This window comes from Clostridioides sp. ES-S-0049-02 (assembly GCF_020658465.1).
Lineage (GTDB): Bacteria > Bacillota > Clostridia > Peptostreptococcales > Peptostreptococcaceae > Clostridioides.
In genome coordinates, this window is sequence record NZ_JACVWG010000002.1 from 210,860 (window position 1) to 230,149 (window position 19,290).

Sequence of the window (19,290 nt, forward strand, 5' to 3'; positions counted from 1 at the left end):
AATCTTTGAGGGGCTGTTGAGTATATTAGATGGTTATGAGGTAGCAACTTACAAATATTTAATAAAACAAGAAAAATATGATAATTTAAAAGACAATATGATAAATTGTAGTAGATTTTGTACAGGTTATAAGATATATCTGTAGATATGTAAGCTATAATGAAATATAATATATAAGTATTATTCTAGATATTTATATTAAAATACTAAATTTGAGAGTCTATGTGAAGTGTATGAAAAAGAAAGTATTGTTCTTAGTAATTATTTTTATATTTATAATTTTATTAGGTAACTTCATTCATTCTAAAAATAATCAACTATCTAAAAGAGAAAAGATAGATGACTTTAAGTATGTATATAATATTATAAAAAATGATAACTGCATAAAAAAGGTATTGGAACTTGAACATATTAGTGATTAAATAACAAGCAAAAGTTATGTTCTTAGCTTGAGAAACTTGAAGATGACAATTAATCCTTTTAGAATTTATTTCAATTGATTATAGATTTAATTATTAAAAAGAATGGATACTCATTTATTAAGCTGAAGAAATTAGAAGAATAACAATTCCTATTAATTTACTTGTTGGTGGAAAAGACATAATGCTATATTCTTATAAAACAGCAGATAGATTAAGAATCATAATTCCAAATGCAAATAAACTTTATAACACACTTATTTTAATAACCTTTTTATATGTTACAAAAGTGTAATGTTAGTAGTCAAAATGTAATGCTTACATAAGGACTTAACTCTACAAAACCTTTAAAATAAAGATATACTAAGAAATGAACAAGTGGAGGTTATTATTATGAAAGAAATATTAAAAATAAAAAATATATCAAAAGACTATGGAATAAAAGGATTTAAAACAAATGTATTAAAAAGTATATCTCTCACAGTTAACGAAGGTGATTTTATAGCAATAATGGGGCCATCAGGTGCAGGAAAAACAACATTACTTAATCTAATGTCTACACTTGACAAACAAACCTCAGGAGAAATAATACTCGATGGAATTAACATATCTAAAGTAAAAAATAATGAACTATCAAAATTAAGAAGAGAGAAGATAGGATTTATATTTCAAGACTATAACTTATTAGATAATATGACACTCATGAATAATATAGCACTTCCTCTGGCATTAGGGAAAAAGAAAAGTAAAGAAATTGAAGGTAAGGTATTTTCGATAGCCAAAAAATTTGGATTAGAAAATCATTTAGATAAATATCCATATCAATTATCAGGAGGTCAAAAACAAAGAGGTGCAGCAGCGAGGTCACTAATTACAAATCCAGCAGTAGTATTTGCTGATGAGCCAACAGGTGCTTTAGATTCTAAATCAGCTTATGAACTTTTAAACTCATTAGAAAGAATAAATAAAGAGAATAATGCTACTATTATAATGATTACACATGACCCTCTAACAGCAAGTTATTCAAATGAAGTATATATGATAAATGATGGAACTATAAAGTGTAAATTGAACAAAGGAAGTAGTAGAAAAGAATTTTATGGAAAGATTATGGATATGTTGGCCTCTATGGGAGGTGAAATGTAAGTGAGTGTACTTGGAATTGCTTATAATAATTTTAAAAGTAATATAAGAACTTATCTGGCATTTTTTATATCTATGGTCTTTTCAGTAGTTGTATTGACTAATTTTGAATTACTAAGATATGGTGATGCCATAAATGTATTGCAAGGGGAAAATCAGAAATTCACATTATCAGTGTTAATATCTGTAATAATAATATTGTCAGTATTTTTATTTTTCTTTATATGGTATGCAACAAATATATTCTTTAAAAATAGGTCAAAAGAAATAGGGATACTATCTTTTATGGGATTGGATTTATATACTATAGGAAAAATATATTTTGTAGAAAATATGCTTATAGGAATAAGCTCTTGTATCACAGGAATACTTATAGGGATAATAACATCTAGATTTTTCCAGGTAGTAATAATAAAATTATCAGGATTTGATATAAATGTATCCAATGGGTTTAGTATCAAAGCTATAATGTATGCCAGTTTGATATTTATTTCTATATTTATGATAATGACTATAAAAGGTTTTGTAACAATATGTAGAAGTAGTGTAATAAACCTAATTAACACATCTAAGAAGCAAGACAAAATACCAAAAGTAGGAATAGGATTATACATATTAGCCATAATATCAATTTTAGTATTAGGATATGGTTATTATCTTTCTATGGATATACGCTCTGGAAACATAGCTAGTGTAATACCAGTTATAGTGATAATAATAATAGGTACTTATGGTTTATTTAAATCAGTTATGCCTGTTGTATTTCATATGATAATGAAAAATAAAAAGGTATTATTCAATGGAAATAATATAATTGCTATAAACAATATAAATTATAGATTAAATAAAAACTATAAAACTTACTCTATAATAGCTATAATTATAACGACTACAATATCAACCCTTGGTGCATCAGTTGCCATAAAACATATACAACAAAATGCTCAAGAACAGAGGAATGTATATACTGTTAGTATAGTTTCAACAGATAAAAATGAAGTAGATAGAACACAAATAGAAGATATAATAAAAGATACTAATAGTATAAGATATTCAGTAAATCCAGAACTAATAGCTTTAGAAAATCCAGATAGCAAAGATGATTATGATAAATTAAATATAATAATGAAATACAGTGATTTTTACAATATTCTCAAAGTAAATGGAAATGAGAAGGAATTAAAAGAGTATGGCGAAAAATTAGTTGAAGGAAATAATGTAATGCAGTTAAAAAGTCCTCAAACGATATTAACATTAGCTAAAAAAGAAACTAGTGTGAACATTGATGGACAAGTATATAATATTACAAAAGGGGAAATAAAAGTACCAGTATTGGGAACAGGGATTAATGACAGTATTATAGTAGTAAATGATAACATCTACTCTAAGTTAAAAGACAAAGGAGAACAAATATATTTTTATGGAGCGAAAGTATCTGAGGAAGAAAATAGCCAAAAGATGTTCGATAATATTGAAAAAAATTTAAGTATGAAAAGTGGCTATATGAGAAATGGATATAAAGCTCAAAACGAAAGTCAATGGATGAAATTTGCATATGTAGTGCTTGTATTTTTATTTTTAGTATTTACGCTTGTGGCTGGAAGCATAATATACATGAAAATATATAGTGATGCTTATGAAGATAGAGATAAATATAAAACTTTATTGAAGATAGGAACTACAGAAAAAGAAATAAATAAAGCTGTCTTTAAAGAAGTAGCTATATTTTACACTTTACCAATGTTAAGTGCAACAATATCAAGTTACTTTGCATTAAGACTAGCAGGCAGTTTACTAATGGCTGATTTATTTAGTATATATATATTAAGCTTAGTAATATGCTTAATAATCTTCATAATATATGGAGCAGTATCTATTAATAAGTTTAAGAAGGTAATATACGAAAATTAATCAACAAATTTATTAAAACAAAGAGACTCTTACAATAAGAGTCTCTTATTAATTAGATTTAAGCCGTTTGACTAATAAATGTATACAAAATATAATATGATAGAGATAATTTATATTATAATAAAATATTAAAATAATGGAGATTGCATAAATGTATAAAATTTTATTAATAGAAGATGATATTGATTTATCAAAAGAAATTGCTTTGGCATTAGAACGATGGGGATTTAAAGTAGAAGTAATTGATAATTTTGAACTGATTTTAGAAGAATTTATAGATAAAAAACCAGATGTAGTACTTTTGGATGTTAATTTACCACTGTATAATGGATTTTACTGGTGCGAGAAAATAAGGGGTGTTTCAAATGTTCCAATAATATTCCTTTCATCAAGAGATTCTGATATGGATTTAATAATGGGAATAAATAATGGAGGAGATGATTATATTACAAAACCATTTTCTATAGATATCTTAGTTACCAAAATAAATGGGATAATAAGAAGAGCTTATAATTATAGCGACTCTAATAGTATTCTATACTACAAAGATTTAATGTTTGATGTAGGAAAAGGAATTATAAAACACAAGTACAAGGAAAAAGATATAGAATTGACTAAAAACGAAATAAAAATTTTAAACTTATTATTAAAAAATAAAAATAAAGTTGTATCAAGAGAAAGTCTTATGATGACTTTATGGGATAATGATGAATTTGTTACAGATAATGCTCTTACTGTAAATATAAATAGATTGAGAAGTAAGGTTAAAGAGTTAGGTGTTGATGATTTTATAAAAACTAAAAAGGGAATAGGATATATAATATAATGATAGTAAAATATTTAAAAGACAGATTCAAGTATATTGTGCTTTTTTTTATTATCATTAGTATAATAAATATTTACTTACTTGCTATAAATATATTTGATAATCAATATGCAGAGTTAGTATACTTAGATTTTCTAGCTTTACTCATAATAATAGTATTTTTTGTTGTAGATTATATAAACTTTAAAAATAGCTATAAAGATTTATGTAAGTGTCTAGAAAATAATGATGATATAGACAACTACTTGATTAGTGGACAATCCTTTGAAGCAAATATAATGAGAGAGATTATTGAAAATTTGAAATCAAAGAATAATGATGATACAAAAAATTACAAACAATCTCTAAAAGAATTAGATGAATACATAGCTAAATGGGTTCATGAAATAAAGATTCCAATATCATCTTTGAGTATAATTACAGATAGATTAAATAATATAGAAGATAGTATAGATGTCAAGAATCAAATTGCAAAAATAAACTTTTTAGTAAATTCTATTTTATATAGTAGTAGAAGTAATAGTATGTTTGAGGACATATTTATGAATAAAGTTAATTTAGAAAAATTAATAAAATCCTCTATAAAGAATAACTCGTTTTTACTCATAAAAAACAATATTGAAGTTAGTTTAAACAACTTAAATTACATCGTTTACACTGATTCTAAATGTATAGCCTATATTTTAGACCAAATTATTAATAATGCTATAAAATACTCAAAAGAAGTTGGTAAAATTGAATTTAATGCAAAGCCATTAGAAAACGGAGTAGTGCTATCTATAAAGGATTATGGTATAGGTATAAATGAAGAGGATATATGTAGAGTTTTTAATAGAGGATTTACAGGAACAAATGGAAGAAATAGATTGTATAAATCTACTGGAATGGGATTATACTTTGCAAAAAAGATGATAGATAACTTAGGTCATAAGATTGATGTATACTCAGAAAATGGTGTTTATACAATTTTTAATATTCATTTTTATAATATATCTGATTATTTAAATCTAAATAATTAAATTAATAGATTGAGTGTATCCACTTTAAATCTAAAAAATATAGTAGTATTTTACTGTAGAATATAATTTGAAATAGTATTACGAATCAAAAAGCAGGGAGATTATCTACCTGTTTTTGATTCATAATACTATTTATAAAAATTATTATCTCTGAGAACTTGAGCACGTATACGGTTAATTAAAAACTGTTTTAATTTAGTTAAGCAGAAAAATAAAATAGCTCTATTTTCAAATTCTGTTCTATCAACAGGTAGAGGTTGATTTTGCATACTAAGCATTAACCTGCCCAATTCTTCAAGAAGAAGATTCCCTGTTTCGGCTTCAAATTCAGTATAACCTATCTTATGTATGAAAGCAGATAGAATATGAGCTTGTGGTGGAGTAGAGTCTAGTTGAGATATATAACTATACAAGTCTTCTAAGATATCCCGTTGGCTTTTTATAATATCCATATGTTCTAAGAAAAATTTAGTATCACTTAATAAAGTATTATTAATATTATCATAAGTTTCAGAAATACTACTATCAATAAGTGAATTTAAGGTATATAAATCTCTACTGAACCTATTTTCTTTTTTAGGATTTACAATAATATTGGCAATATCTATAAGCACAATACTCACTTCTTCTTGTAACTTTTTTTGGACTTCATAGATTTTATGTATATTTGTTGGAATATACATATTTATTATGACACCTATTCCAGTACCTATTGCAAATATTCCAGCTTCATTTAAAATCCATTTAATAGATGTTTCTCCTTGTAGGAAGTAATGGGATGCAATTACTACACACATGGCAATAACATCTTGAATTTTTAATAAAAAACAAAGTGGTATAATTATGAATATAAATATTGAAAATGAAGTCAAATTATATCCTAAAATATTAAAACATAAATAGGAAAAAATAGTACATAAAAGAAAACCATAAACCTTTCCAATAGAACCCTTAAGCGTTTCTTTTTTAGTGTCCTTTACTGTAAGTAGTACTATAACTCCAGCAACCATAGAGTATTCTAGTTTTAACAGCCAAGCAATAGATATAGCAAGAGAGCATCCAAGAGATAATTTTATTACTTTAAGTGAATTAATATTATTCAAATATAAACCTCCTGTAAACAAATATAATAAAGATAATTTTAACATAAAACTAATAGGGTTTGAAATGTAATTAATTGTACTTAATTATTTTATTGCCCTATTTAGCTAAATACAATCAGTATATTTTTATTTTATGAAAGTTTTTTGTATATATTATTTGCCAGTGTAAAATCTCATACGTTTGCTTGAGTTAAAAATATTAACAAAAATGATGTAATAATTGTTGCTTTTGATGATTTGTTAATAATACCAATAAATAGCGCTATAAAGCTCATACTGACAAGTATAACTGACTTTAAAATATGATTATGTGATTATAAGTATAGTATGTTCATAAGAATATTAGAAATGCAAGAAAACTGGTATACATCATGATGATATTTTTTTTATTTCATATCATAATAACAAATAAAAATAGTTGTAGCAAATGAAAATAGTCAAAAATGTATATACTATTATTAATAAAAAATAAAATTATATAATTAATATGATTTTATAATTGGTTTGGTATGGTGATTTTTAACTTTTATGTTATACTATTTATAAAAGTAAGTATAAAGATAAAAATACATAATTAAATATGTATGAGAAGTTTTAAATAGCCTTATTAATGAACTTAATTATTGTTCATAATGACAAATTGGAGGAGATAAACATGAAAATCACTGAAGGATACATGCCTTTTGAAGGTTTTAAAACCTATTACCGTATAGTGGGAGAAGCTACAGAAGGAAAGAAACCATTAGTACTACTTCACGGAGGTCCAGGTTCTACACATAACTATTTTGAAGTATTGGACAAGATAGCTGAAAGTGGAAGACAAGTTATAATGTATGACCAAATTGGTTGTGGTAATTCATTTGTAGAAGGGCATCCTGAGTTATTTAATGCAGACACTTGGATAAAAGAACTTATCGCACTAAGAAAACATCTAGGGCTTGATGAAATACATCTATTAGGTCAGTCTTGGGGAGGTATGCAGGCTATTTGGTATGCTATTGAATATAAACCAAAGGGTATCAAGTCGTACATTCTTTCATCTACTCTTTCTTCTGCAAAACTTTGGGAAAAAGAACAAAAAAGAAGAATATCATATATGAGTGAAGCTGACCAAAAAGCGTTACTTGATGCAGTAAATACTGGAGATTACTCTAGTAAAGAATATAATGATGCATTAGAAAAGTTTATGGAGATGTATTGTGCAGGGGAAGTAACTGAAGATTCTCCTGAATGTTTAAGAAGACCTAAAAAGTCTGGTTCTGAAGCATATATTGTAGGATGGGGATATAATGAATTTTCTCCTACAGGTACTCTTTCTGGATATGAGTTTACAGATAGATTACATGAAATAAAGGAACCTTGTTTAGTAACTAGTGGAGCGATAGATTTGTGTTCACCATATATTGCAAAGACTATGTATGATAGGATACCTAATAGTAAATGGGAACTATTTGAATATTCAAGACATATGCCATTTGTTGAAGAAAATGATAAATATATAGAAGTTCTAACTAAATGGTTAAATGAAAATGATTAAGCTTATATAAATTTATAAAAGAGATTAAACTGATTGTTTAATCTCTTTTTTTATTATTTTATTATAAATTAGAGTATTTTTTATATGTGATAAATTTTGAATAAGAATAATATGAACAATTGTAAAAAGTTTAAAAGTATTTAAAGAGAAAAAAAGTCTTAAAACCTCAATAAATCATACAAATCATTAAAAAACTACTATAATTAACATATAATAACAGAATTTAAAAACACTTAGTTTTATGAGATTTTAGAAATTTTTTTTAAAATTGGTATAATTATTCTGTTTAAACTTGCTTAAAAAGTATATTTATTATAATAAGAAACAATTATATAAATAGGAATAGATTATTATATTAATATATAAATAAAAATAACTATAGAAGGAAAGGCATATTATGGAAAAGTCAAAAGTTATTGAAATGATAAAAAATAATCCTAATATTATAGCAACTATAAATAATCCAACTGATGAGATGAAACTATTAGCTATCAAAGTAAATGGACTTGTACTAGAATATATAAATAATCCAACTAGAGAGATGCAAGAATTAGCAATTGATAACAATATTAGAGCAATTAAATTTATAAATGACCCAACAGAAGATATGATGATAAAAGCAGTAAATGATGGATGGAGTATATTAGACTATATAAAAAATCCAACTGATAAAGTGATTAAATTAGCTATAAATCAAGCAGGGTGGGCTATTAAATATTCTAAAAATCCAAGTGAAGAGTTACAATTATTAGCAATAAGAAAAAATTATGATTCGATAAAGTTTATAAAACAACCTTATGAAAGTGTACAAGAAGAAGCAGTAAAAATAAGTTATGATGCATTAAGATATATAGATTTTCCTAGTTATAATACAGAACTTATAGCTATTAAGAATAATGAGGCAGCTATTAACTTTATAACTAATTTAGATAAGAATAAAATATTAGAATTCCTAAAAGTAAATATTTTAGTGATTAAGTATATTGTAAAGAAAATATCTAAAGAGGAATTAGAAGAAGTATTAAAAGAAGTACTATCAAAAGAAGATGTTGAAGAAAAGTATATTAGAGATTTTTTAAATTGTAATATTATAGATAGAAACAGTGACTATATAGCAATAGACAAAATGATGTTTATTTACAAATATGGAAGTAAAACAGCAAAAAAAATAGCTGTAGACGAAAAATTGAAAATTATGTAGGAGAGAGAAAAAATGAATTTTATAGATACATTAAAAAGCGTTGACTTAATATTATCCACTGGAGAAGTACCTCTAATAGTTGGTGAAAGTGGGATAGGAAAAACAGCTCTAGCAAAAAAACTTGCTAAAGACAATAATTGGAGTTTGATTGTAATTGATGGAAATCTACTTAAAGAGGGTGAAATAGGAGGTCTTCCAACTATAGAATCTTATGTAGGAATTAATTCTAATGGATATAAGACAGAAAAGAAAACTACAGTATATGCTGTTCATAATAAATTAAGAGAAATTGATGAAGAAATATCTAAAGGAAAAACAGTTCTTTTATTTATAGATGAGATAAATCGTTGTGAGCATACTGTACAACAAGAACTTATGAATCTAATTTTAAATAGAGAGATTAATGGATATAAGTTACATGATGATGTAAAGATTTTAGCAGCAATGAATCCATCAAGTAAATATGGTTCAGATTTCGATTATCAAGTTGTAGATATGGATTCAGCTCAAGAAAATAGATTTGTTTGGTTAAATATGGAGAGTGACCATACACAATGGTTGAAATGGGCAATAGATGAAGGAATTGAAAAAAAGATTATAGAGTTTATTTCAACTTTTCCAGAATATCTGCATAAAACAAATGAAGATGATGTAAGAGCAACTCCGAGAAGTTATGAGAGAGTTTCTAAAATTTATAAAGTTTATAAGGACAAAAATAAAGAAATTCCTAGATCAGTATTTCTAAATGTTATAAAGGGGAATGTAGGTAAGGTTATAGCAGAAGAGTTTATAAGTTTTATTGAATCAGATTCTAGTCCATTGATATCTTATGAAGATGTTTTTTTAGGTGATACTATTGATGAACATCTTGTAGAAAGAGTAAAAAATGAAAGTCATACAAGACTTTATTTATCAGCGATAAATATTCTAAAAAACTTAGAATTAAATATGAAAAATGATGAGTATGAATCAAAATATTATATTGATAGATTTATTGAGTTCTTAAAAATATATCCTATAGATTTAATGATAGGAATTATGAAGGATATTAGAAATAGCTATATTGAAGTGTATAAAAAAGCTATAGAAAATGAAGAGTTTGTAAAATCTTACTTTGAGTCATATCGTTTAATAAGGGGATAATATATGGAAAATTATTTTGATAAGCAGGCAAAAGAACTCTATATTAAAGCTAGTGAAATTATAAATACTCATTCTATGTTAAAGGCAAATCGTGCTAATGAGAAATTTGAGGTAGATATACCAAAAGATTTTAAAGATGAATTTTTTAGTCTTGTAGATAAAGTTAGCTTAAGCCTTATGGAAGAAAAAGATAATTTTTATGGCTATTTTTTGTTTCAGATGTCAAGAGAGATAAGATTTGATATAAGTAGTCCTACAGGTGTGAATTTTAAAGGAGCTAAATACGTCATATACTTTAATCCAATAATTTTTTTAACTCTCAGTATAGAACAGATGGAAAGTACAATAAAGCATGAAATTTATCATATAGTATCTATGCATTTGGTAAGAGCAAAAGAATTAAAAGGAAAGTATAGTACATTAGCCATTAATATGGCAATGGATATAGTAGTAAATAAATATTTGAATAATTTACCACCATATGCTACTACTTTAGAATGGGTAAATCTAAAATACTCTCTAAAGCTAGAGCCATATGAACCTTTTGAGTATTATGTAGAAAAGATTCAAACTGAATTAGATTTGTTAGAAGAGGATGAAGATGGTGAAGAAGATGATAGCGACAAGTATGGAACTATAGAAACTGATTATAGACCAGAAAAAACTCATGATATATGGGAAGAATCCGATGATATAGATGAAAGAACTCTTAGAGAATTTACAGAGAAATTTATTGATAGTTCTCAAAAAGGTAAAATTCCAACACACTTAGAAAACATGATAGCAGCCCTTAAAAATAGTAAAGGCGAATTACCATGGAATTTATATCTTAGTAGGTTAATGGGAACTGTTGAAAACAATAAAAAGAAGACTATAACAAGGAGAAATAGAAGACAGCCTAATCGATTAGATTTAAGAGGAGAACTTAGAAGTCATAAAGCAGAAATAGCCGTTGCTATTGATATAAGTGGAAGTATTAGTGATGAAGAATTTAAACAAGCAATTAAAGAAGTTCTTAATATAGTTAAAAATTATAATCATGAAATTACTATTATAGAGTGTGACAGTGAAATTAGACGTGTATATAAAGCAAAAACTATAAAAGATATAAAAGATAGAGTTAAAATAGGTGGAGGCACAAAATTTACTCCAGTTTTCGAATATGCTAATAATAAAAAGATTAACTTATTAGTTTACTTTACTGATGGTAAAGGTGAAAATAAGCTACAAGTAATACCTAGAGGTTATAAAGTTTTATGGGTTATTTCTGGAAATGGAGATAAACTTTCACTGAGAGAGCATTATGGAGCAGTTAAAAAACTTAGTAAAGTTGAAACAAAAGATGATATATTAGAGATAAACGATATTAGAAATGATGGATACTCAATGAATAGTCAAGCACCAATTTTATAAATATTATAATGGGTATGATTGTTATGATTTGTTCGATTGTTATGGTTTACTTACTATCCAAATTAATGAAAAATACATTGATTAATAGTCAATGTATTTTTTATTATTTAAACAATAAAAGTTTTACTTAGCTTAAACTCTCAAAATATGGTACAATTAGTATATAGTAGATAGTTTTGATGATGTAAATTCAGTTGTCAAAACTATTTTTTGTTAAGGATGGTGAGGTTTTGTGTTTAAGATTGATGATTATATAATGTACGGAATGACAGGTGTTTGTAAAGTTTTGGACATAACAAACGAAAAAATTACAAATGGTGTACAAAAAGAATATTATGTATTAAGTCCCCTTTATTCTAATAATACAATAATAAAAATACCTGTTGATAATAAGAAAGTTCCAATGAGAAAGATACTTTCTGAAGTTACTGTGGCTTCGCTAATAAATGATATACCTAATATGGATACATCATGGATAGATAATGAAAAAATGAGAAGTGAGCAATTTAAAGTGATGCTTAGAAGTGGTAAGTGTGAAGAGTTACTTAAATTAATAAGAAGTATATACTGTAATAAAGAACATATAAAATCTCTTGGTAAAAAATCACATCAAGCAGACGATAATATGATGAAAGAAGCAGAAAGATTATTAAATGAAGAGTTTGCAACTGTTTTGAATATTTCTCCTGATGAAGTTACTTCATATATATCAAGTCATATACCGCAATAAAGTATTTTTTATATTATCTCCTACTTAAAAAGTATAGCATAGTTAAAACTATAAAGAAAAAGAAAATAATATTTAAATATAATTTTACAATAAGTATTTATGAATATTTTATTGCTATTTTTAATTATTTCAGAATATTATTTATTCGCATTGTTTTACTAAAAATTGAATATATAATATTATAGGAATTGTTAAAATGATGTTTATAATATACAATTCTTAAAAAATTAAATTATTATTGAAAATACTTTTTAATCAAGGGGATGATTGAATGGTAAGTTTAATAAGCATGTTGAAAATCTGAAGTAAAATTAATAATATTATAAGAGTATTATCATTTAAAATATATGACAATATAAAATATATTCTAGTGTTAATTGATAAGGTGACTACTATATTAAATAGAAGTCATCTTATTTAATTTTACCTACATCGTAAAAATTTATATTTTATTAAAGTAAAATAGGCTCATTTAAGTTACACATAGTTTTAATTTCTATGTAAAAAATCTTATTTTCAGCTTCATATAAACAAACTTTTAACTTAAATTTATCCAGATTATTATTTTTATATTATTGCTAGAATTAAGTATATTACGAAGATGTTTTTAAATATTAACATTAAATTATTTGGAATTATACTAATATAAACATAAGCTATATTTATTATAAATACTACAATTTAGCTATTTATTTAAGAAATAATTATTTTTTATAAATGAAAACATAGATTAGATAAATGCTTCTAGCTTAGAAGAGTACATTATAAATATAATCGACAAAATAAGACTAAATATATCTTTATAATTTGAATTGATATATTTGCTGTATATTTATAGTGTAACTTGAAAAATTATAGATATACAAAATTTAGAGTATTTCTAAAATAGTAATATATAATAATTACTATAGTTTGTTTTTAATCAAACTTTTTTATTTTAATTAAGTAAATATTAAGTTAACAGATAAAAAATGATGGATTTTAAAGAATTTAAATTTATTAAAAAAGTATTTACTACTTTTGTTGTATTTATTTAACAATTTCATTGATTGTGTATTTAGAATAATTATGATTAGGTGTAAATTTAGAATTTATAAGTTTAAGAAATAAAGTTATATCTTAAAGGTGAAGTATCTCTACTATTCTAAAAATTAATGAAATTTATTAAATTAATCAAAAAAATAACAATCATTTAAAAGTTAAAAATAGTTAATTAAAATTGATTAGAATATCCTTTTTTTTAATTTTATCATTGATAATATTTCTTAAATAATAAATGTTATTTGGTGAAGTATAGTCTAAATAATATAAGTTGCATATCAAAAACCTATCTAATAAATAATATGAATACATAGAACAACAAAATTTCATATCTAAAAAACTATTTTGAGGCTTAGTTTAACTTATATTTCCAAACAAAAAAATTATATAATATACTTGACAAGTATAATTTGATTTATTCTAATTATTTACTGTCGATTATTCGATTTTTTTCTTATTTTTTTGTTGCATATAAGTATGTGTTTATGGTACGATTTACATGGTGAAATAAATAAAGGGAGGTGAAAAATAAATATTCGTGAAAAAGTTTTCAAATTGAGGTATTTTATGGTTAATAAATTATAATAGTATCACCTCAATTAATAATGTCAAAGCGAATATCTAGGTAATCACTTTAAAACAACAGTTTTTATATTTAGGTTCACAGAATTCATGTGTATGTTTAATAAGAAATAAATTTAATCTGTGAAGAGATAGTAGTTTATTTATTTAAGTTGACAAGTAATTGAATGAAGTATTTAGAAATTTTTCAAAAAAATAAAGACAGTATTTATTTGTATAAATACATGTTGCTTTATTCAAAACTCCTTTAAAAAGGCAATAGTAAGGTGATTACACCGTTTGCCACAAAAGGAGGAATTTAGTTTGTAAAATACTATCAAGTAAAAAAATAAGAATTGCATATAGTAAAGAGTTTCCCATTTAATTAGTAGTAGTTAAATTAGAAAAAATTACTAGAGTGACGAATTTAGAAGTTAGATATAAAATTATCCATTGTGTTATGGCAATATTGTATTTAAGCTAAATAATAATTAATGAACTAATAATTTATAGTTTGGTTTTTTGTGGTGTCAATTTATAAAGATAACAGGTTATAAATATACCTGAAAATAATGAATTTATATAATTTAAATTTATAGCTATATTATTTTGAACTTATTGACAATAAAGATGTTAATCTTTATTCCATGAAAACATCTAGATTCTACAAATAAAAACGCAATTATCTTAATAATTATTACGAATTGTTTTACAAAACAATATCACCATATCTTTCATTGAAAGAAAGAGTCTGGATAAAACGTAGAAAATATAAAAATACAATTAAGAAAGGATTTAAACTTATGAGCACAACAGTAAATAAAAAGGGTAAATTCCCTATAGGATTTTATATCTGTGCAACAACTTTCTCGTTTGAAAGAGCAGCATATTATTCTGCAAAGTTTTTAATTTATATATTCCTTACAACAGCAATTGTTAAAGGTGGTCTTGGAATAGATAAAGGGCAAGCAGCTATAATGCAAGCTAACCTTGTTGCATTCACATATCTTGCGCCAATAATTGGAGGATATATATCAGATAGATGGATAGGAGCTAGGTATACTATACCTATAGGTATGCTTATCATGGGGATAGGATACTATCTTGGTTCTATTGCAACTACAGCTTCTATGGTAAATGCAATGATAATTCTAGTTTCAATTGGTACTGCATTCTTTAAAGGAAATGTATCAGCAGTAAATGGACAACTTTTTGATAATCAAGAAGAACTTGATACAGCATTCTCAGTACAATATTCTTTTGTTAATATAGGTTCTTTCATCGGAACAACAGCAGTAGGTATACTTTATGCCAATACATTCATGAAAAATGGAGTATATGGTTTCTCTCAATGTTTCTTCATAGCAGCTGTTCTTTGTGTAATTGGTGCAATATGGTTCACATATGGATGGAGATTCCTTGGAAATGCAGGAAAAAGACCTTTTAAAGAAGGTGTGGTAGCTGAGAAAGTTGAAGAAAAAGATAATGCTCCTCTTACAAGTATGGATAAGAAGAGAATTTGGGCTATTATACTTATTTCATTCTTCTCTGTAATTTTCTGGTTATTCTGGTACCTAACTTATCTTGCAGTTTATGATTATGGTGCAGCGTTTGTAAACATGACTATTGGAGGATTTGACATTCCTTTAGCTTGGTTTGACTCATTAAATGCACTTGTATGTATTGTACTAGGACCAGTTCTTGGAGCATTATGGTTTAAACTTGCTAGTAGACCACAAGGTGATATAAGTTTATTTAAAAAGACAGGTCTTGGATTAATATTCTTAGGTCTTGCATTTTTAATGCTTGTTGGAGCAGAGCTTACAAGAGGTGTTGGAGCTCCTGAAACTGTTAAAGCTAGTATAATATGGATAATTATGTTTGGTATACTTCTAAGTTTTGGAGAAATGTTATTCTCACCACTTGGGAACTCTTTCGTAAGTAAGTATGCTCCTAAAAAACTTCTAGGTGTTCTTATGGGAGTTTGGACATTTGCTACTTTTATAGCTGGTCAAGGATATGGATATATATATGCATTTACTCTTAAATTTGATATGATTAAAGTATATACTATAATTCCAGTGATACTATTTGTTGCAGCTATATTATTATTCTTATTTGACAAGACATTAAGTAAACTTGTTGAGGAAGATAACTAATCAATAAATAACTATTATACTAATGAGATTAATTTAGTATGGTTATATTGTATTAGATTGATATAAAGCTAATTGTTAATAATCATAAAGTGTTACTTTTTAACACGATATATGGTGAAATAAGTTTGTTAAATAAAATATATAAATAAAAATACTAGTCAATTAAGACTAGTATTTTTATTTATTGTTAAATCAGATAAAGAATTAATACACAATTTCTCCACTTAAAATAGTATAGGCGCTTCCTCCAATTTTTACAGAAGTGATATCATTGTTTTCTTTACATATATTTACATATACCTTTCCAGGTCTATTTATGAAGTTTCCTTCTTCACCAATAAAGTCAGTTTTATCTAAAATATTGTGTTGTACTATATAAGATGATACACAAGCATTGCCAGTTCCACATACAGGGTCTTCTGTGACTCCAACATATGGAGCTATAGATCTTAAATGATAGTCACAATTTTTGTCTATAGTTTCTATACAAAATGGAGTTATTCCAATTAGATTATTATCAGCACTAAATTCTTTTATTTTATTTAAGTCTGGAGAAATATTTTCTAAATCATCTAGAGACTTTAATCCAAAAACAAGCCACCAAATTCCTGTATTTACTTTCATAATTGGATATTCAAGAAGTCTATCTTCTTTTACACCTATCATTTGTGCAATCTCTTTTTTATAGCTATTTAGATTTTCGAATTTAGGAGGATTTTGTTCCATCATAAATATGTTTTCATTATCTATTTTCTTAAGTTCTACAGATAGTACACCAGCTTTTGTCTCTTGATAAAAGATATTCTTATTAGTATTAAGTTTTCTTTCTTCTAAAAGAGCATGGAATGTTCCTATTGTAGCATGACCACACAAGTCAACTTCTAAGCCAAGTGTGAAAAATTGAACCTTGAAATCTGCTACATCAGATTCTGAAACAAATGCAGTTTCTGATAAATTCATTTCCTTTGCTATATTCTGTTTGATTTCATCAGAAATATTGGACGCATCTGTGACTACACCAGCAGGATTTCCTCCAAAAGGTATTGTTGTAAATGCATCAACTTGTTTGATTTTAACTTTATTCATCTTTAAGACCCCCTTTTATTTTTTGTGAAATATAAATTTCATGTTGTATGTATTGATTTCCAATATATAAAATATTAGAATTTTTTGTCCAAATTGAAATAGCTTCATTACCTTCAGATAAATTTCCTGTTAATATTTCAGAATCATCTACAATTAAAAGAATACCTTTATAAAGTTTTTTGTTTTTAAGTGTAGTTTCATTACCTCCATGGATATGAATATTGCTTAGACCTTCTATCTTTTTATCTTCCAAAAGTAGTATTTCAACATTAACATTTTTTTTAGAAGCAGTTAAAAGCTCATCTTTTAGGTCAAGAATTTCTTCATGAGAACAAGAAATTATAATTTCTTGTTTGGCGTTATTTATCATTTCGATTGCTTTTTTTAATATATTTTTAGAGCTTTTTATGTTTAAAACATATTCTATACTTTTTCCTTTATTTAATACCTGTAAGTTGTTTTCTAGTTTGTCCATAGAATTATTGAATTCTTCTTTTTTACTTTTTAGTAATTCATTAGGGTTTATAGGTACATATTTTATAGGGTCAGTTTCAATATTGATAATTATATTATTGTTAAGTAATTTTGTTATATTTTCGTAGACTTTTGATTGTGGTACACCTGATAATTTACTTATTTCATAACCAGTTAGAGGGTTTTCCTTTAGTAATGATATGTAGATTTGTGATTCATATTTGGTAAATCCTATGTTTTGTAGTTCGTTAACTATAGTATCCATATATAAACTCCTTTAACAAAAAGTATAATAACTACCTTAGTAGGTACTAATATTATTTTATAATGTATATATATAATTGTCAATCATACAAAGCAAAAAATTAAGTTATAAATTAGAAAAGTTTTTTAGTGTATTTTTGAAATGAAGCTCAAATTTAGTTAACATATATATAAAGTTTACAGATTTCTATAATTACTACATAAGTAACTATTGAATTTGCATAAATAAGTTTAATTAATGTTTGATTATGATGATAATCTTAAGAGTGTTAAAAATAGATGGTTACAAAAAAGTGACTAATTGAACTAGTACATAAGTCGTAGTATATTAATATCAAGAAAACAATAAAATAATAAAGGAGATATATATTATGTCAAAAATAATAAATAACAATGAATTTATAAATGAAGTAGATAACAAAGAAGGATTAGTAGTGGTAGATTTCTTTGCTACATGGTGTGGACCTTGTAAAATGTTATCACCAGTATACGAGGTTTTAGGAAACGAAATGTCTGAAAAAGCAAATTTCTTAAAAGTAGATATAGACCAAAGTATGGAATTAGCCCAAAAGTTTGAAGTTTCTACAGTACCAACTGTAATAATATTCAAAGATGGTAAACCTATAGATAGATTAATAGGGTTTATACCTAAAGATAATTTGAAAAATAAAATTGAATCATATATATAACTAATTTCAATTATATATATAAATAAAAAACTCATCATAAAATGAGTTTTTTTATTTATAAGATTTATTTATGTAGTTACAAATAAGTGCCTAATTGTCAGTGATATTGGCTATTGATATTATATTTATATAAAAGAAAAAAGAAAGGTTACTAGAAAATAGGTGAGATTATGAGATACGACATTGCAATAATAGGAAGCGGACCAGCAGGGCAAGGTCAAACTGCTGTATCTAGTGCAATTTCACATTTAGATAAACAGAAAATAAAAAAATCTGTACTTGTTGATACTTATTAAGTAAAAGTAAATAGTAGTACTAGTGGTTATAACTATAAGTTTATATTTATAATATAGTTAATAAATTTTTACATATATTTGAAATTATTATAAGTATTTATTGTTGTTTTATACAATATTGAAAGAAGTATTTAAAGTTAATAAAATAGAAATTACAGGTATTATTTATTTAATACACTCCTAACACCAAAAGAAGTTATTTCAAAATAAAGATTTGACTACAGAAAAAAGTGGACTTTATCAGATGAGTCCACTTTTTTTGTAAAGTGTTGAAT

17 protein-coding genes are annotated in these 19,290 nt (G+C 25.3%); 14 read left to right on the forward strand and 3 right to left on the reverse strand.

Annotation, left to right across the window (positions count from 1 at the left end; all coding sequences use genetic code 11):
- Window positions 1–16: 16 nt before the first annotated feature.
- From IC213_RS20965 to IC213_RS07230, 6 genes are all read left to right on the forward strand, one after another.
- Window positions 17–145 carry a hypothetical protein gene (locus tag IC213_RS20965; RefSeq protein WP_255612965.1) on the forward strand — a complete coding sequence of 43 codons (129 nt, stop codon included), beginning with the start codon at window positions 17–19 and terminating at the stop codon, window positions 143–145.
- An 88-nt stretch (window positions 146–233) separates the two neighbouring features.
- Window positions 234–422: a hypothetical protein gene (locus tag IC213_RS07210; protein ID WP_227830931.1), complete on the forward strand. Its 189-nt coding sequence runs from the start codon at window positions 234–236 to the stop codon at window positions 420–422.
- A gap of 390 nt (window positions 423–812) precedes the next feature.
- Entirely contained in the window at window positions 813–1,565 is a 753-nt protein-coding gene (locus IC213_RS07215; RefSeq protein ID WP_227433882.1) for an ABC transporter ATP-binding protein, read from the forward strand.
- Window positions 1,566–3,473, forward strand: coding sequence for an FtsX-like permease family protein (locus IC213_RS07220; protein ID WP_227862922.1), 1,908 nt, complete (start codon window positions 1,566–1,568; stop codon window positions 3,471–3,473).
- Between the two features lie 151 nt (window positions 3,474–3,624).
- Window positions 3,625–4,299, forward strand: coding sequence for a response regulator transcription factor (locus IC213_RS07225; RefSeq protein ID WP_227433884.1), 675 nt, complete (start codon window positions 3,625–3,627; stop codon window positions 4,297–4,299).
- Entirely contained in the window at window positions 4,299–5,318 is a 1,020-nt protein-coding gene (locus IC213_RS07230) for a sensor histidine kinase (RefSeq protein WP_227862923.1), read from the forward strand. Before IC213_RS07225 ends, IC213_RS07230 begins: the two co-directional genes overlap by 1 nt.
- 128 nt (window positions 5,319–5,446) lie before the next feature.
- On the opposite strand, the gene IC213_RS07235 is transcribed toward IC213_RS07230, so the two are convergent.
- Window positions 5,447–6,421, reverse strand: a complete 975-nt coding sequence (locus IC213_RS07235; RefSeq protein ID WP_227481978.1) for an aromatic acid exporter family protein — start codon at window positions 6,419–6,421, stop codon at window positions 5,447–5,449.
- 655 nt (window positions 6,422–7,076) lie between these two features.
- Here IC213_RS07235 and pepI point away from each other — a divergent pair.
- From pepI to IC213_RS07265, 6 genes are all read left to right on the forward strand, one after another.
- On the forward strand, window positions 7,077–7,958 hold the full coding sequence (gene pepI / locus IC213_RS07240) for a proline iminopeptidase (protein ID WP_227835639.1): 882 nt from the start codon (window positions 7,077–7,079) through the stop codon (window positions 7,956–7,958).
- A 397-nt stretch (window positions 7,959–8,355) separates the two neighbouring features.
- The gene (locus tag IC213_RS07245; RefSeq protein WP_227862924.1) at window positions 8,356–9,159 is read left to right on the forward strand and encodes a hypothetical protein; all 804 of its coding nucleotides are present in this window, start codon (window positions 8,356–8,358) and stop codon (window positions 9,157–9,159) included.
- Window positions 9,160–9,171: 12 nt separating this feature from the next.
- On the forward strand, window positions 9,172–10,302 hold the full coding sequence (locus IC213_RS07250) for an AAA family ATPase (protein WP_227433889.1): 1,131 nt from the start codon (window positions 9,172–9,174) through the stop codon (window positions 10,300–10,302).
- A gap of 3 nt (window positions 10,303–10,305) precedes the next feature.
- The gene (locus tag IC213_RS07255; protein ID WP_227830925.1) at window positions 10,306–11,715 is read left to right on the forward strand and encodes a VWA-like domain-containing protein; all 1,410 of its coding nucleotides are present in this window, start codon (window positions 10,306–10,308) and stop codon (window positions 11,713–11,715) included.
- A 232-nt stretch (window positions 11,716–11,947) separates the two neighbouring features.
- Window positions 11,948–12,445, forward strand: a complete 498-nt coding sequence (locus IC213_RS07260; protein WP_227433891.1) for a CarD family transcriptional regulator — start codon at window positions 11,948–11,950, stop codon at window positions 12,443–12,445.
- Between the two features lie 2,405 nt (window positions 12,446–14,850).
- Window positions 14,851–16,206: a peptide MFS transporter gene (locus tag IC213_RS07265; protein ID WP_227433892.1), complete on the forward strand. Its 1,356-nt coding sequence runs from the start codon at window positions 14,851–14,853 to the stop codon at window positions 16,204–16,206.
- 204 nt (window positions 16,207–16,410) lie between these two features.
- On the opposite strand, the gene IC213_RS07270 is transcribed toward IC213_RS07265, so the two are convergent.
- Both IC213_RS07270 and IC213_RS07275 read right to left on the reverse strand, forming a co-directional pair.
- The gene (locus IC213_RS07270; protein ID WP_227862925.1) at window positions 16,411–17,292 is read right to left on the reverse strand and encodes a PhzF family phenazine biosynthesis protein; all 882 of its coding nucleotides are present in this window, start codon (window positions 17,290–17,292) and stop codon (window positions 16,411–16,413) included.
- Window positions 17,285–18,031, reverse strand: coding sequence for a TrmB family transcriptional regulator (locus tag IC213_RS07275; protein ID WP_227481983.1), 747 nt, complete (start codon window positions 18,029–18,031; stop codon window positions 17,285–17,287). The genes IC213_RS07270 and IC213_RS07275 overlap by 8 nt, the downstream gene beginning before the upstream one ends.
- A gap of 370 nt (window positions 18,032–18,401) precedes the next feature.
- Between IC213_RS07275 and trxA the strand changes: the two genes are divergently transcribed.
- Entirely contained in the window at window positions 18,402–18,719 is a 318-nt protein-coding gene (gene trxA, locus IC213_RS07280) for a thioredoxin (RefSeq protein ID WP_227862926.1), read from the forward strand.
- Window positions 18,720–18,889: 170 nt separating this feature from the next.
- The gene (locus IC213_RS20970) at window positions 18,890–19,015 is read left to right on the forward strand and encodes a hypothetical protein (protein ID WP_255606358.1); all 126 of its coding nucleotides are present in this window, start codon (window positions 18,890–18,892) and stop codon (window positions 19,013–19,015) included.
- The last annotated feature ends 275 nt before the right edge of the window (window positions 19,016–19,290 follow it).